Origin of the sequence: Micromonospora sp. NPDC020750, assembly GCF_044334565.1 — a bacterium.
In the GTDB taxonomy this organism is placed as follows: domain Bacteria; phylum Actinomycetota; class Actinomycetes; order Mycobacteriales; family Micromonosporaceae; genus Micromonospora.
Map to the genome: position 1 here is coordinate 69,461 of NZ_JBIRTH010000002.1, position 14,587 is coordinate 84,047.

Sequence of the window (14,587 nt, forward strand, 5' to 3'; positions counted from 1 at the left end):
GGCGGGCGGGGTCGTACGATCGCTGACATGACGGGGCACATCACGGCGGCCGTGGGGGCGCTGGCGGGCGAGCTGCCCGGGTGGGTGACGCTGCTGCGCGCGCCGAACCCGGGGCCGATGACCCTCGACGGCACCAACACCTGGGTGCTGCGGGCCGGCCCCGGCGAGCCGGCCGTGGTGATCGATCCCGGGCCGGCCGACGACGGGCACCTGGCCGCGATCGCGGCGCACGGCCCGGTCGCCACCGTGCTGATCACTCACGGCCACCCGGACCACACCGAGGGCTCGCCCCGGCTGCGCGAGCTGCTCGGGGGCGCGCCTGTGCGGGCCGTCGACCCGGCGCACAGCCACGGCGGGCCGCCGCTCGACCCGGGCGGCGACCTAGACCAGGCGGGCCTGGTCATCCGCCCGCTCCCCGCGCCGGGCCACACCGCCGACTCGATCTGCTTCCTCGTGGAGCACGACGGCGGGCGGGTGGTGCTCACCGGCGACACCATCCTGGGCCGGGGCACCACCGTCGTCGCCCACCCGGACGGGCACCTCGGGGACTACCTGACCAGCCTGGAGCTGCTGTCGACGTACCGGGGGGTGCCGGCGCTCCCGGGGCACGGCCCGGCGCTGGCCGACTGTGGGGTCGCCGCCGAGTTCTACCTCGCCCACCGCCGCTCCCGGCTCGACCAGGTCCGGCGGGCGGTCGCCGAGGGAGTTACCACCGCGCCCGAGGTGGTGGCGCGGGTGTACGCCGACGTGGACCGCTCGCTGTGGTGGGCGGCCGAGTGGTCGGTCCGGGCCCAGCTGGAGTACCTGGGGGTCGCCCCGGACGGGGTGGAGCGGCCGTGACCTGCCCGGTCTGCGGCACGCTGGCCGTCCCGGGGGCGCGGTTCTGCCACAACTGCGGCGTCGCCCTGCCGGCCGCCGCCGCCCTGCCGACCGCCGAGCGGCGGGTGGTCACCGTGCTCTTCGGCGACCTGTCCGACTTCACCTCATGGTCGGAGGACCTCGACCCGGAGCGGGTCGGCGCGGTCACCGACCGGGTGCTCGCCTCCCTCGCCGGGGCGGTGAAGACCTTCGGCGGGCACGTCGACAAGCTGACCGGCGACGGGATCATGGCGGTCTTCGGCGCCCCGGTCGCCCACGAGGACGACGCCGAACGGGCCGTCCGCGCCGCGCTGTCCATGCAGCGGGCGGTGCGCCGGGTGCTCGACGACGAGCGGGGCGGCGGTGCGCCGCTCGGCCTGCGGGTCGGGCTGAACACCGGCGACGTGATCGCCGGCATCCAGGCGGCGATCGAGTACACGGTCATCGGCGACACGGTGAACACCGCCGCCCGGCTCGCCGACGCCGCCGCCGTCGGCGCGGTCTACGCGGGAGCCCGTACCTCCGCCTCGACCCGGCACGTGGCGTCCTGGCGGACACTGCGCCCACTGCGGCTCAAGGGCAAGCGTGAGCCGGTCGAGGCGTACGAGCTGCTCGGCCTGCTCGACGCGCCGGGCACCCGGTCCGGCCTCGGCGACGAGGCGCCGTTCGTCGGCCGGGAGACCGAGGTCGGCCGGGTGGCCGGCCGGCTCGCCGAGGTGATCGACCGGGGCGAGCCCCGGGTGCTGCTGATGACCGCCGAGGCGGGGATCGGCAAGTCCCGGTTCTCCGCCGAGGTGGAACGCCTCGCCGCCGGCTACGACGTCGGCGCAGGCCGGTACGCCACGCACACCGGCGCCCGGGTGCTCTCGGTGCGCTGCGCCGCGTTCGGCGAGCGCCGCCGGCTGGCGCCCCTGGCCGACCTGGTCCGGGCCGCCGTCGGCCTGCCCAGCGACCCGGCCACCGCGCTGACCCGCCCGGCCGTGGAGGAGCGGCTGCGCCGGCTCGGCCACCGCCTCGGCCGGCTCGGCGACGACGTCGCCCCGGTCGCCGTCGACCAGCTCCTGGCCCTGCTCGGGTACGCCGACCTGCCCGCCGGGAGCCCGGCCGACCAGGGCGAGTGGGGTTCCGCCCAGCCGCCCGTCGACGCGGACGCCGTGCCGAACGCGGTGGCCGACCTGCTCAGCGCCCTGGCCGCCGAGGCGCCCCTGGTGGTGATCGTCGACGACCTGCATGACGCCACCGCCGAGACCATCCGGGCGCTCGGGCTGGCCCTGTCCCGGATCACCGGCCCGGTGCTGGTGCTGCTGCTCGGCCGCCCCGAGCTGGTACGTACCGCCGGGGCGCTGACCCGGGTGGCGGACGCCGAGGTCCACGCGCTGCCCCCGCTGCGCGGCGCCGATGCGGCCCGGCTGCTCACCAGCTACCTTGGCGGCGGGAAGCTGCCACAGCCCGACGCCGACCGGCTGCTCATCACGGCCCAGGGCAATCCGTTCTACCTCGCCGAGCTGGTCACCCTGCTGATGGAGCGGGGCGCGCTGACCGCCGTGGCCGACCGGTCCGCCCCCGCCAACGCAGGCTGGCGGCTCGCGCCCGGCTCGCTCGGCAGTCGGCTGCTCTCCCGGGACCTTGCCGCCGTGCTCGCCGCCCGGATCGACGCGCTGCCGCCGGACGCCCGGTCGGTGCTGCGGGACGCCGCCGTGGTCGGCGACACCGTGCCGGCGGGTGCCCTGGAGGCGCTGCGCGAGCAGCGCGCCGGGTGGGCCGGCCGGCCGGCTGCCGTGGTGGCCGTGGAGCTCGACCGGGCCGTCGAGGAGCTGCTGCAACGCCGGATGCTGCACCGGACCCGCACCGGCTACTCCTTCGCCACGCCGCTGATGCGGGAGGCCGCGTACTCCGGGGTGAGCAAGGCCGAGCTGGCCGAGCGGCACGCCGCGCTGGCCCGCTGGGCGGTGCCCGGCGGGCCCGCCGCCCCGGGCGGGTTCACCGACGCGGCCCGGGACGCGTTCGTCGCCGAGCACGTGGAGCGGGCCGCCGCGCTCGCCGACGCGGTGAAACTGCGCCCGGACGCGCCGGCGCGCACCGTCGCCACGCTCGGGGTGACCGCGCTGGGCCGGGCCGCCCGCCGCTCGTTGCAGGCCGGGGAGCCGGCCGTGGCCGTCGAGTACGCCGAGCGCGCCGCCGAGCTGGCCCGGGACGGGTTGCCGGCGGCCGACCGGGTGGCGCACGCCCGCGCCCTGCTCCAGGTGGGCCGGGCGGCCGACGCGCTCGCCTACGCGGAGAAGATCGCCGCCAACGCCGGGGACGACGCCGTCGCCCGGACCAGCGCCCTGCTGCTCGCCGGGCAGGCCCACCAGGCCCAGGGCGACCAGGCCAGGGCGGCGGCCTGCTGGCAGGAGGCGTTGCAGGTGGCCACGGCCGGCGAGCTGCCGGCCCTGCGCGCCTCGGCGATGCGCCGGCTCGGCATGGCCGACTTCGTGGCCGGCCGGCTGGGTCAGGCGAGCAGCCGGCTCGCGGCGTCGTACCAGGTCAGCCTGACCGCGCAGGACCGGCGGGGGCAGGCGTGGTCGTTGCAGAACCTGGCCTGGGTGACCACCACCCGGGGTGACTTCGCCGGCACCGACGCGGTGCTCGGCCGGGCCGCCCGGCTCTTCGCCGAGTTGAAGGACCCGTACGGCCGGGCCTGGCTGCGCGGCACCACGGCGTTCGCCCGGCTGCTCGCCGGCCGGCTGGGGGAGGCGTGCCGGCTCGCGCGGGTCTTCCTCCCGTTCGGCGAGCGGGTCGGTGAGGCGTGGGCGGTCGGCACGCTGCGCGCGGTCGAGGCGTTCGCCGGCGCGGAGCTGGGCGAGATCGCCGAGGCCGACCGGGCGGCCCGCCGGGCGTACCGGGACTTCGCCGAGGTCTCCGACGACTGGGGGCAGGGCTTCGCCCTGGTGGCGCGCGGGGTGGTCGCCCGGGGGCTGGGCGAGCCGGAGCACGCCGCGGACCTGCTCGGCGACGCGATGTCGTACGCCGAACGGACCTCGCACCCGCTGCTCACCGGGATGGCCGGCACGCTGCGCGGCTTCGTGGCGCTGGACATGGGCGACTGCGACACCGCCGAGCGCTCGGCGCGCGCGGTGCTGACCGCCGTCGAGCCGCACAACCCGCAGGCGCCCGCTCAGGTGGGCCCCCGGGTGCTGCTGGCCACCGCCCGGCTGGCCGCCGGTGACTCCGCCACCGCCGTGGGGCTGCTCGCCCCGGTGGCCACCGCCTCCACGAACGCGCCGTCGTTGCTGTTCTCCCGCCGTCAGACCATGGCCCGGTACGCCTCGGCATTGCTCGCCCACGGCCAGCACGAGCAGGCCCTGGACTGGGCCCAGCGGGCGGTTGCCGTCCCGGCGGAGGACGTGCGCAGCCAGGTGATCGCGGCGAGCGTGCTGGCCGAGGCGCTGGACGCCTGCGGCCGGCCCGCCGAGGCGCTAACCAGTGCCGAGGAGGCCGTCCGACTGGCGTACGCCACGGAGCAGCGCAGCGAGCGGCTGGCGGCGGACGCGTTGCGGGTCCGCCTGCGGGGGTGAGCGAGACGCCGGTCCGGTGCGTTCGGCGCGTCGCGGGGGCCTCGTCGCGTCCCGCCGGACGGCCGGCCCCCGGGTCGGTTAGTCTGCCGGTTCCGCCGATGCGACGGCGGGTGGCACCGGTTACGGTGTCATTTCCGAGTGGCGGTCCACTGTGGCGACCGTGCCGGTCCTGGGGAGGACGCGATGAGGCTGCCACGCTCCAGCGCCGGCTGGACGATCGCGGTCTTCGGCGTCCTGGCGCTGCTGATGGGCGCGCTCGGGCTGCTCTGGCCGGAGGCCCAGCTGCGGATGCTCGGCTTCGAGGTGCCGCAGAGCCGGGCCGCCGGTGACTACACGGGCACCTTCCTGACCGCGTCCTCCATGGCGTCGTTCAACATGGGGGTCTACTACCTGCTGGCGACCGCCACCGAGTGGCGGCCCTTCTACCGGTTCACGGTCCTCTTCCGGCTGGTCACCTTCACCGTGTTCACCATCGCGGTGCTGGCCGACATCGCGCCGGGCCGGTTCTTCACGGTGGCGCTCTGGGAGGGGCTGGGCGCGGTCGCGACCGCCGTGGCCCTGCGCTGGGACGCCCGCCGGCCTGCCACAATGCCACCGGCCACGAACGGCGACCGGTCGGGCGCGGTGGACGGTGTCGTCCCGCCCGCTGGCGCGAACCGCTGAGCGGCCGGGCCGTTGGGTATTTTCGAACAGTGACCGACACCTCGCCCGGCGCCCTGCGGCTGCCCATCGTGCCCGGTCTAACCGATTTGGAGGCATTTGCCCGGGGTGGCTATGCCACCGTGTACCGGGCCACCCAGATCTCCGTCGGGCGCGAGGTCGCGGTCAAGGTGGAGAACCGCACCCTGGACAACGACCGGGACCAGGCCCGGTTCCTGCGCGAGGCCCGGGCGGCCGGGAGGATGTCGTCGCACCCGCACGTGGTGGACCTGTTCGACGTCGGGGTCACCGTCGACCGGCACCCCTATCTGATCATGGAGTTGTGCGACGGGTCGTACGCCGAGCGGATGCGCACCTCGCCGCTGGGCCCGGCGGAGACCCGCGACCTCGGTGTGAAGATCGCCGACGCGCTGGCCCACTCGCACGCCAACGGGGTGCTGCACCGCGACGTCAAGCCGGCGAACATCCTGCACTCCCACTTCAACCCGGCGGTGCTGGCCGACTTCGGGCTTGCCGTGCTGGCCGAGGTGCGTGACGCGTCGGTCACCCTGGAGGTGCTCACCCCCGCGTACGCGCCGCCGGAGATGTTCAACCACAGCCCGCCGTCGCCCGCGGTCGACGTGTACGCCCTCTGCGCCACCCTCTACGCCGTGATGCACGGTCGCCCGCCCCGCTGGCAGTCCGAGCGCAACCCCAGCCTGGTCACCGTGCTGGAGTTGTTCCACCAGCCGATCCCCGGGCTGCCCGGGGCGCCGGAGGAACTGCTCGACGTGCTCCGGGCGGGCATGGCGAACGACCCGGGCGCCCGCCCGTCCGCGGTGGAGCTGCGCGGCCTGCTCGCCGCCCTGCCGCTGGACCCGGTCAGCGCGCCGGTCAGCGGGGCTCCCGTGTCCGGCGGCCCGTCCTCGGGCGGCCCGTCCGGCCCGACGACCGGCACCGTCACCGGCAGCCCGTCCACCTCGGGCGGCCTGTACGGCACCAGCCGGCCGGGCCCGCCCGCCCAGCGTCCCCCGGTCGAGGACGACCACCCCACCGTGTCGACGACGTCCGGCCGGCGCTGGCGGCGGCGCTGGTTCCTCGGCGGGGCCGGGGCGCTCGCGCTGGCCGCGTCGGCCGGCGGCGGAGCCTGGGTGGCCGGTGGCGCCCCGGCCGTCCTGACGCCCACGCCGGTCGCCAGCGCGGTCGCCACGTCGGCGATCGGGCCGTGGGGCGCGCTGCCGGGCTGCGTGCCGGGTTCGCCGGGAACCGGCGGGCTGCCGACGGGCGCGCGGTGCGTCGCCGAGCTGGAGTGCTTCGGGCCGGTGCGTCTGGTGCGCGGCACCCGGGCCGAGGCCCCCCGGCTGCCCTGCGACGGCCGGCACACCTGGGAGACCTACGCGGCCGGCGAGCTGCCCGCCACCCTGGTCGGCGCGGGACACGCCCAGGTCAGCGCCGACCCGGCCGTGCGGCGGGTCTGCAACCCGATGACGTTCCGGCTGACCAGCGGCATCGCGTCCACCAGCGGCTGGCACCTGGAGGTGCTGCCGCCGGAGGAAGCGGACACCGACCGGACATACCGCTGCCTGGCCGGGCGCGGCGTCGACGGGCTCGACGAGCCGACCCTCACCGGTCGCTGAACCCGCCCTGGTGCCGGCGGCGTTCCTGGACCGCCCGGAGCGCGCTCCGGCTGTCCAGGGCCTCCAGCGTGTCCGCGTCGACGCCACCCAGGCCGGCGATCCCCGGGGTCGGCCACTCCGCCGGCCCGTCGCCCGTGCGCTCGCGGGCCTCGTCGCGGCGCTGCCGCGCCTCCGTCACCAACACCCCGGCGACCATCACCAGCAGGACGCAGAGCAGGGCGAGCACCACCGCCAGGATGCTGCGCGGACGCCACCAGGCCAGCGTTACCAGCAGGGTGAGCGCCGCGACCGAGGCGGCGACCGCCCCGGCGAGCGCGTCGGGCCGAGGGAATCGGGTCACCCGTCAAGGATGGCAAAGCCGGCGCGCGTGTCAACCGCCGTCCCGGGCTGCGACCTTCCCGGGCCGCTCGCCCGAACGGCCGGATGCCCTTCCGCAGTGGACGACGGCGCAGCCGGACGCGAGGCGCGGCGGAGGGCGTCATCGACCAGGCGTCTCGTCCGATGGTTGACAGGCTTCGACTGGCGACACGATGCGTTCGAGCAGGCGGACGAGTTGCTCGCGTTCAGCTGCGGTAAGAGCGGCGGTCAGTTGGTCGTTGGCGTCGTCGCCGAGTTTCTGGGTGCGCCGCAGGAGCCGGGTGCCGGCCTCGGAGATGGACACGGCGTTCTTTCGCCGGTCGCCCGGGTCGGGAGCCCGAACGATCAGGCCGTCTTCGTGTAGATCGTTCAGGATCGCGACCATGTCCTTGGGGTCAACCCGCAGGGACCGGCCAAGGTCGGCCTGTGAAACCGGCTCCCGCTCCGCCACGGCGCAGAGCACCGCGTGGTGCATCATTCTCACCCCCGCCTGCGCCAACGCCTCGGCCACGAGCCGGTGACCACGAGCTGCGGCGCGACCCAGCAGCCAACTGGGCAGGGTGCGGATACGTGCGGGAGCCTGCGAACCGTCTGTCACCCCGCCATGCTAACTATCCGTTGGGACTCCCCAAGGATATTCGATACCATGGGGTACACCCAACATTCTGGAGGGGGCATGCGTCGAGTCCGCTACTACCAGCACGGCGGCCCGGAGGTGCTCCGCCTCGAATCGGCACCCACCCCTCGGCCGGGGCCTGGCGACCTCCTGGTGCGCACCGAGGCGATCGGCGTGACGCTGCCCGTGGTCCGAAAGGTCCGAGACGGCGGCGACAGCGCGTCACTACCCGGCATCCTCGGCGGCGAGATCGCCGGCCGGGTGATCGCCATCGGCTCGCAGGTGTCCGGCTTCGCAGTCGGTGATCGCGTCACCTCGTTGACCTTCACCGGCTCCTACGCCGACGAAGTGCTCGCCCCGGCCTTCATGGCAAGCCGCATCCCGGACGATGCCAGCGCGAAACAGGCGGTGGCGCTGGTACGCAGCGGGCATGTCGCGCTCGCCGCCCTGGCCGCCGCCCGCGTCACACCCACCGACTCGGTGCTCGTCACCGGAGCGGCCAGCGGGGTGGGCCACCTCGCGATCCAGCTTGCCAAGCACAGGGGAGCCGGACGGGTCGTGGCGGCCGTCAGCTCCCGGGCCAAGGCCGACTTCCTGTACGGCCTCGGCGCCGACCACGTCGTCACGTACGGCAGCGACAACTGGGGGGACCCCGTCGACGTCGTTCTCGACGGCGTCGGAGGTGACCTTCTCCGCCCCGCCGTGGCAGCACTGCGCCCTGGTGGATGCCTCGTCTTCTTCAACTCCGGGGGCGGCACCATACCCGCCTACGAACTGCTCGCCGGCTCCAAGACCATCACAGGGCTGGCCATGGCCCACTTCGCCCAGACCCACCGCGAACTCTACGACCAACACCATCAGCAACTGTGGCAACTCAGCCGAACGACTCAGCTACGTGCCGCCGTACACGCGGAGATACCCCTCGCCGATGCTGCGACAGCACACCGCATCATCGAGGCTCGCGCGAACCTCGGCAAGGTCGTCCTCATCCCCTGACCGATCCGTGGCGGCTGGTCGTCAAGCACTCCGGAAACCACGCACGGCTCACAGCGGACGAGCGCCGGTGCAGCGTCAAGGCTGCGGGATCCGTTACAACAGTCGGGGAAATGACCCTTTCCTGGGCCTTTTGTGGGCGGTACTCCTGGGCTCGGGTCCCTAGAGTGACGCAGGTCGAGGTTTTCTCGACGCGTCCTGTTCCCCACCGGAAGGCAACCGCATGCCACGGAGAACCCGGTCCCTGGCCGCAGCAGGAATCGCCGGCGTCGTCCTCGCCGGAACGGCGTTCGCGCCCGCCTCGGCGGCGCCGACCACCACCGGCTGGGGTCGTCCGGCCACGTCGGACCGGACCGACCCGGTCGAGGCCCGGCGGGTCGACCGCGTGCCCACCCCGAAGCTCGACTGGTACGCCTGCTACGACTACGCCGAGTGCGCCACCGTCGACCTGCCGCGCGACTACGACTCCCCGACCGGCGCCACCACCGAGGTGGCGGTGCTGCGGGTCAAGGCCCGCGACCAGCAGCGCAGGATCGGCAGCCTCTTCGTCAACCCGGGTGGCCCCGGCGGCTCCGGGACGGACATCGCGCTCGCCGCGCCGTACTTCCTCGGCGACGACCTGCTGGACCGGTTCGACATCGTCGGCGTCGACCCGCGCGGCGTCGCGGCCAGCCAGAACGTCCGGTGCTTCCCGTCGGTCAAGGAACAGACCAAGGCGTACGCGGGGCTGAACGTGGCCTTCCCGTGGACGAAGGCCGAGGAGAAGGCGTACGTCGCCGCGTCGAAGGCGGTCGGCAAGGGCTGTTCCACCACCGGCAGGCCGCTGACCGGCGCGATGTCCACGGCCGAGGTCGCCCGGGACATGGACGTGCTGCGGCGGGCGGTCGGCGACCCGAAGCTGAACTACCTCGGCTTCAGCTACGGCACCGCCCTGGGCCAGTACTACGCCAACATGTTCCCCGACCGGGTTCGCGCCCTGGTCGTCGACGGCGTGCTCAACCCGAACGCCTGGGTGGGGCAGGGCAAGGCGCGCAACCAGCTCCAGGAGACCCGGCTGCGCAGCGCCGACGGCGCGTACGCGGCGCTGCGCGAGATCCTGGTGCGCTGCGACAAGGCCGGGGCGGAGGCCTGCCCGCTCGCGGCCGGCGACCCGGTCGCCTCGTTCGAACTGGTGGCGAAGCGCCTGCGCAAGAAGCCGGTGGTGCTCACCGACCCGGACACCGGGGAGACGTTCACGGTCGGCTACGCCGACTTCGTCGGGGCCGCGCTGAACGCCCTCTACAGCCCGTCCGGCTACGAGGACATCGTCGCGATCATCGCCGAACTGCTGGTACTCACCGACCCCGCGTCGGCCACCGCCGCCCGTCGCGCCGAGGCCCGGACGGCGATCGCCCGGCGGGCCGCCACCGCCCGCCAGCAGGTGCGTCGGGGGTACGACTTCCCGTACAACAACGGCCTGGAGACGTTCCTCGGGGTGGACTGCACCGACGCGTACCACCCGAAGGACGCCGGTGCCTGGCCGGCGCTGGCCGCCAAGGAGGACGAGCGGGCACCGTACTTCGGCCGGCTCTGGGCCTGGATTGCCGCGCCGTGCGCCCGCAACACCTGGACGGTCCGCGACGAGGACGCCTACACCGGCCCGTTCACCAGGCGGACCAGCGCCCCGGTGCTGGTGGTCGGCAACTACTGGGACCCGGCGACCAACTACCAGGGCGCGGTCGGCTCGGCGGCGCTGCTGCCGAACAGCCGCCTGCTCAGCAGCGACAGTTGGGGGCACACCGCGTACGGCACCTCGGCGTGCGCGACCGGCGCGATCGACGCCTACCTGATCAGGGGCACCCTGCCGGCCAAGGGCAAGGTCTGCGTCGGTGACATCCAGCCGTTCGCGGAGCAGCCCGGGGAGGCGGCGGCCGAGCGGGCCCCGGCGTCCAAGAGCGCCCTGGCCAACCGGGGCGCCCCGGCCCGGGGCGAGTCGAAGCGGCTGCCGCCGGTGGTGGCCCCGCTGCCCGGGATCGGATCGCTGACCGTCCGTTGAGGACAACTCGGGGGTACGGCGGCGATCGGTCGTCTGTCGTACCCCCGGGCCTGGCCGCGCGGATGACCACGCGGATGGACGTGAGCCGCTACTCTCGGTGTCCCGCAGGTGCACCCGTCAGCGAGGTCGCCGATGAAAATGTTCCTCACCCGGTCCCGGGTCCGCTCGGTCGCCACCACCCTGGCGGTCTCGCTGACCCTGACCCTTGCCGCTGCCGCCGGTTGCGACAGCCGGCAGGAGCCGCAGATCCCGTCCGTGAAGGAGACGCTGAGCAAGACGCACATCTACGGCCAGCCGACGCTGAAGATCGGCGTCTCCACCACCGGCCCGCTGATGGGCGAGCTGCACGGCGGCACCTACAGCGGGTTCGACGTCGAGATCGCCCGGTACATCGCCGCCCAGCTCGGCTACGAGGGCGACAAGCGGATCGAATGGGTGCCGGTGGCCACGGAGGACCGCATTCCCGCCCTCCAGGGTGGAGCGGTCGACCTGGTGGTCTCCACCTTCTCGATGACCGAGGAGCGCGAGAAGCTGGTCAGCTTCGCCGGGCCGTACCTGGTGACGACCCAGGAGGCGATGGTCCCGACCCGGCTGAAGGACAGCATCCACACCATCGAGGACCTGCGCGACCCCCGCTACAAGGTCTGCACCAGCGGCGGCTCGACCACCGAGGCCGAGCTGGGAAGGCACCAGATCAGGGTGTTCGTGGTCAAGGAGGTCGGCGACTGCATCGACGGCATCCTCGAGGGGCGCTACGACGCGGTCAGCTCGGACGAGACCATCCTCGCCGGCTTCCTCTCCAAGCACCCGAAAGACTTCACGATCATCGACATGCCCTTCGGCACCAGCGAGCAGATCGGCGTCGGGGTGCCGATCAGCGACCCGGCGCTGCGCGACCTCGTCGCGTTCTTCCTCGACAAGAGCTACCAGCAGGGGCGTAAGGGGCTGAGCAGCCCCTGGCTCACCGCGTACCACCAGACCCTCGGGCCGTGGCTGAGGGCACCCAAGGTCCAGCCCCCGCCGCTGAAGGTGCCGGAGCTGGTGGACTTCGATGACAAGGCACCCCGGTAATGACCGCCCCGCCCGTCACCGACGCCGACGTGGACGCCGGAACGCCGACGCCCCGGCCCGGCGAGGCGCGGCACCTGGACGAGCGCCGGGCCCGGGCCAGCCAGTCGTTCTGGACGGCCGTGGTGGCCGTGCCCGCCGTGTTCTCGGTGCTCCGGCTCGGCGTGGAGGCCGGCGGGGAGCTTCAGACCACCCTGCTGCTGGTCGCCAACGTCGGGCCGGTCAACCTGCTCGCCGGCTTCCTCACCACGGCGGCCCGGTTGCTCTCCACCGGCCTGGTCGCGGTGTTCGCCCTCGGCGCGGTCCTCGGGGTCAGCGTGGACCGGCTGCCCGGGTACCGCCGCCCGCTCTTCGCCCGCTGGGCGGACATCACCCCGGCCTGGTTCGTGGTGGCCAGCTTCCTGCTCGCCCTGATCACCTGGCCGCTGCTCTACCTGCCGCTGCTGCTGCCCGCGTTCGCCGCCGCGTTCCAGCTCCGCCCGGAGCGGCTGCACGACCTGCGCGCGGCCCGGGCGCTGATCGTCGCGGCCCTGCTCGGCGGGTACCTTTTCCTGCTGACGCCGACCCTGCTCGACGCCTGGCAGCAGCGGGAACAACTGGTCATGGCGCTGCTCGTCGTCCCGCCGGTGCTCGCGCTCGGCATCGCCGGGCCGCTGCCCGGGGCGGTGATCCGGCCGCTGGCCTCGGCCACCGAGGCCGCCGTGCTGGCCATGCTGGTGTGGGCGGCGCTGCCGGTCATCAGTACGCCGGTGCTGCCGCTGACCGTCAGCACCGTGCAGACCGAGTCCGGCGCGATGGAGGACGTGCGCGGCCACGTGGTCGTCGTCGACGACGTGAACATGGTGCTGCTCCAGGAACAGGGCGGCGTGCGGTACGTGCCGATCGACCAGGTGAAGGCGCAGGTGCTCTGCCCGAGCGAGGAGGAACTGCCCCGGCACCGGTTGCGGGTGCACCACTTCCACGTGGAGGACTCGCTGCTGGAGGGGCTCGGACGCCGGGTCCGCCCGCTGCACCGCATCGACGCCGCCTGCCGCGCGACGGGCTGACTTCTCCTTCGGTCAGCGCTCGGGGACGGCGTCCGGCAGCACGCCTTTCCTGAGCAGGCTCTCCCCGATGAGGCAGGCGTGCTCGGCGGCCTCGGCCAGTTCGGCGGCGATCTCCGGACTGGCCGAGGCAACCGCTGCGGACAGCAGTACGTCGACCGGCGTCGGGCCGGCCAGCCAGCGTCGCATCGACTCCTCCGCGTCGCCGTGCAGGGAGCCGCCGTACGACCAGTGGTCGATGACGTCGGCCAGGTGTCGGGCGGGGGCCTCGCCCGGGACGCCCGCGAACCCGGCCAGATACGGCCCGACGTCGACCCCCAGCTCAGCGACCGCGTCCAGCAGGTCCTGAGCGGGCGGGGCGGACGGGTACCCGTCGAGGGTCCGGCACCACCAGACGTGCACGAAGTGCTCGACCGCGTCCCGCTCAGCGGCCGGCCAGTTTTGCCACCGGCCGCTGATCCGGCGGGTCACGCGGTCCGGCCAGAGCCAGTGCTCCATCTCGCCGGTCGCGTACGCCTCCAGCAGCCGGGGCAGCAGGTGCGGGAACTCCGTCTCGTCCCCCCAGGTGCCCGGGTTCATCAGGTAGGTGCCGAGCTGGTCCGGGGTCAGCTTCCGCAGCGGCGTACGCGCGAACAGCGCCACGTCGGCCGGGTCCACGCAGTGCTCGCAGGCGGTCATGTCGGCTGGCAGCGGGTGGTGGGCGAAGGCGGCGTACAGCCGCTCCACCGCCCGCTCGAACTCGACATCCTCCCGCACGACCCCAGTATCCCGGCCCGGTCAACGCGAATCTTGGAAGGAAATGGCCCCTCCGGGGGCCCGCTTCCTTCCAAGATCTCGATCGTCCCGATCTTGACGGCCGTCGGCGGTGCTGGGTGACTCACGGTGGGCGTGGCAGGATCGCGCAGGTGACCAGCAGACCCACCGCCGCGCAGCACCTGCTCGACCTCGCGCGGCTGCGCCGTGTCCGCGACCGGATCGACCGGGAGTACGCGCAGCCGCTGGACGTCGAGGCTCTCGCCCGGGGCGCGCACATCTCGGCCGGTCACCTCAGTCGCGAGTTCCGGCTCGCCTACGGTGAGTCGCCGTACAGCTATCTGATGACGCGGCGGATCGAGCGCGCGATGGCGCTGCTGCGCCGCGGCGACCTCAGTGTCACCGAGGTCTGCTTCGCGGTCGGCTGCTCGTCGCTGGGCACCTTCAGCACCCGCTTCACCGAGCTGGTCGGCGTGTCGCCCAGCATCTACCGCCGCGAGGCGGCAGCCGCGACGGCGGGCATCCCGTCGTGCGTGGCGAAACAGGTGACCAGACCGATCAGGAATCGAGAAGCGCAGGTCACGGCGCTGCACCTAGCCTGATTACCATGGATATCACCATTCACACGACCTTCCTGCCGCACACCGACCCGGACGCCTCCCTGGCCTTCTACCGCGACACCCTCGGCTTCGAGGTCCGCAACGACGTCGGCGGCGGCAAGATGCGCTGGATCACGGTCGGCCCCGCCGGCCAGCCCGGCACGTCCATCCTCCTGGCGCCGCCGGCCACCGACCCCGGCATTACCGACGACGAGCGCCGCATCATCACCGAGATGATGGCCAAGGGCACGTACGGCTGGATCATGCTGGCCACCCCCGACCTCGACGGCGTCTTCGAGAAGCTGCAGGCCGGCGACGCCGAGGTCGTCCAGGAGCCGACCGAGCAGCCGTACGGCACCCGCGACTGCGCCTTCCGCGACCCCGCCGGCAACCTGATCCGCATCCAGGAGACCCGTTAACCGTACGGCGATC

The 14,587-nt window shown here is 73.9% G+C and carries 13 protein-coding genes; 10 read left to right on the forward strand and 3 right to left on the reverse strand.

From position 1 onward, the window contains the following. Positions 1-27: 27 nt before the first annotated feature. The 4 genes from ACH4T9_RS05445 (at position 28) to ACH4T9_RS05460 (ending at position 6,691) form a co-directional block, all read left to right on the forward strand. A complete protein-coding gene (locus tag ACH4T9_RS05445) occupies positions 28-840 on the forward strand; it encodes an MBL fold metallo-hydrolase (RefSeq protein WP_396670658.1) in 813 nt (270 codons plus the stop codon). Continuing rightward, positions 837-4,415, forward strand: a complete 3,579-nt coding sequence (locus ACH4T9_RS05450; protein ID WP_396670657.1) for an adenylate/guanylate cyclase domain-containing protein — start codon at positions 837-839, stop codon at positions 4,413-4,415. Before ACH4T9_RS05445 ends, ACH4T9_RS05450 begins: the two co-directional genes overlap by 4 nt. A gap of 183 nt (positions 4,416-4,598) precedes the next feature. Then, positions 4,599-5,078, forward strand: coding sequence for a hypothetical protein (locus ACH4T9_RS05455; protein ID WP_396670656.1), 480 nt, complete (start codon positions 4,599-4,601; stop codon positions 5,076-5,078). 29 nt (positions 5,079-5,107) lie between these two features. Next, the gene (locus tag ACH4T9_RS05460) at positions 5,108-6,691 is read left to right on the forward strand and encodes a serine/threonine-protein kinase (RefSeq protein WP_396670655.1); all 1,584 of its coding nucleotides are present in this window, start codon (positions 5,108-5,110) and stop codon (positions 6,689-6,691) included. On the opposite strand, the gene ACH4T9_RS05465 is transcribed toward ACH4T9_RS05460, so the two are convergent. After that, a complete protein-coding gene (locus ACH4T9_RS05465) occupies positions 6,678-7,031 on the reverse strand; it encodes a hypothetical protein (protein ID WP_396670654.1) in 354 nt (117 codons plus the stop codon). The two genes, ACH4T9_RS05460 and ACH4T9_RS05465, sit on opposite strands and share 14 nt — an antisense overlap. A gap of 138 nt (positions 7,032-7,169) precedes the next feature. Next, complete coding sequence (locus ACH4T9_RS05470) at positions 7,170-7,646, reverse strand: MarR family winged helix-turn-helix transcriptional regulator (protein WP_396670653.1); 477 nt, start codon at positions 7,644-7,646, stop codon at positions 7,170-7,172. Positions 7,647-7,724: 78 nt separating this feature from the next. Here ACH4T9_RS05470 and ACH4T9_RS05475 point away from each other — a divergent pair, with 78 nt between their 5' ends. The 4 genes from ACH4T9_RS05475 to ACH4T9_RS05490 all read left to right on the forward strand — a co-directional run bounded on the left by ACH4T9_RS05475 (position 7,725) and on the right by ACH4T9_RS05490 (position 12,806). Then, positions 7,725-8,660 carry a zinc-binding alcohol dehydrogenase family protein gene (locus ACH4T9_RS05475; RefSeq protein WP_396686815.1) on the forward strand — a complete coding sequence of 312 codons (936 nt, stop codon included), beginning with the start codon at positions 7,725-7,727 and terminating at the stop codon, positions 8,658-8,660. A gap of 220 nt (positions 8,661-8,880) precedes the next feature. After that, a complete protein-coding gene (locus ACH4T9_RS05480; RefSeq protein ID WP_396670652.1) occupies positions 8,881-10,692 on the forward strand; it encodes an alpha/beta hydrolase in 1,812 nt (603 codons plus the stop codon). A gap of 132 nt (positions 10,693-10,824) precedes the next feature. Next, positions 10,825-11,763 carry a transporter substrate-binding domain-containing protein gene (locus tag ACH4T9_RS05485; protein ID WP_396670651.1) on the forward strand — a complete coding sequence of 313 codons (939 nt, stop codon included), beginning with the start codon at positions 10,825-10,827 and terminating at the stop codon, positions 11,761-11,763. Beyond that, on the forward strand, positions 11,763-12,806 hold the full coding sequence (locus ACH4T9_RS05490; protein ID WP_396670650.1) for a hypothetical protein: 1,044 nt from the start codon (positions 11,763-11,765) through the stop codon (positions 12,804-12,806). Before ACH4T9_RS05485 ends, ACH4T9_RS05490 begins: the two co-directional genes overlap by 1 nt. 12 nt (positions 12,807-12,818) lie before the next feature. Here the strand turns inward: ACH4T9_RS05490 and ACH4T9_RS05495 are convergent, their stop codons facing one another. Beyond that, positions 12,819-13,559 carry a hypothetical protein gene (locus ACH4T9_RS05495; protein ID WP_396670649.1) on the reverse strand — a complete coding sequence of 247 codons (741 nt, stop codon included), beginning with the start codon at positions 13,557-13,559 and terminating at the stop codon, positions 12,819-12,821. A gap of 149 nt (positions 13,560-13,708) precedes the next feature. Between ACH4T9_RS05495 and ACH4T9_RS05500 the strand changes: the two genes are divergently transcribed. Both ACH4T9_RS05500 and ACH4T9_RS05505 read left to right on the forward strand, forming a co-directional pair. Continuing rightward, on the forward strand, positions 13,709-14,158 hold the full coding sequence (locus tag ACH4T9_RS05500) for a helix-turn-helix transcriptional regulator (protein WP_396670648.1): 450 nt from the start codon (positions 13,709-13,711) through the stop codon (positions 14,156-14,158). A gap of 5 nt (positions 14,159-14,163) precedes the next feature. Beyond that, positions 14,164-14,574, forward strand: coding sequence for a VOC family protein (locus tag ACH4T9_RS05505; protein WP_396670647.1), 411 nt, complete (start codon positions 14,164-14,166; stop codon positions 14,572-14,574). The last annotated feature ends 13 nt before the right edge of the window (positions 14,575-14,587 follow it).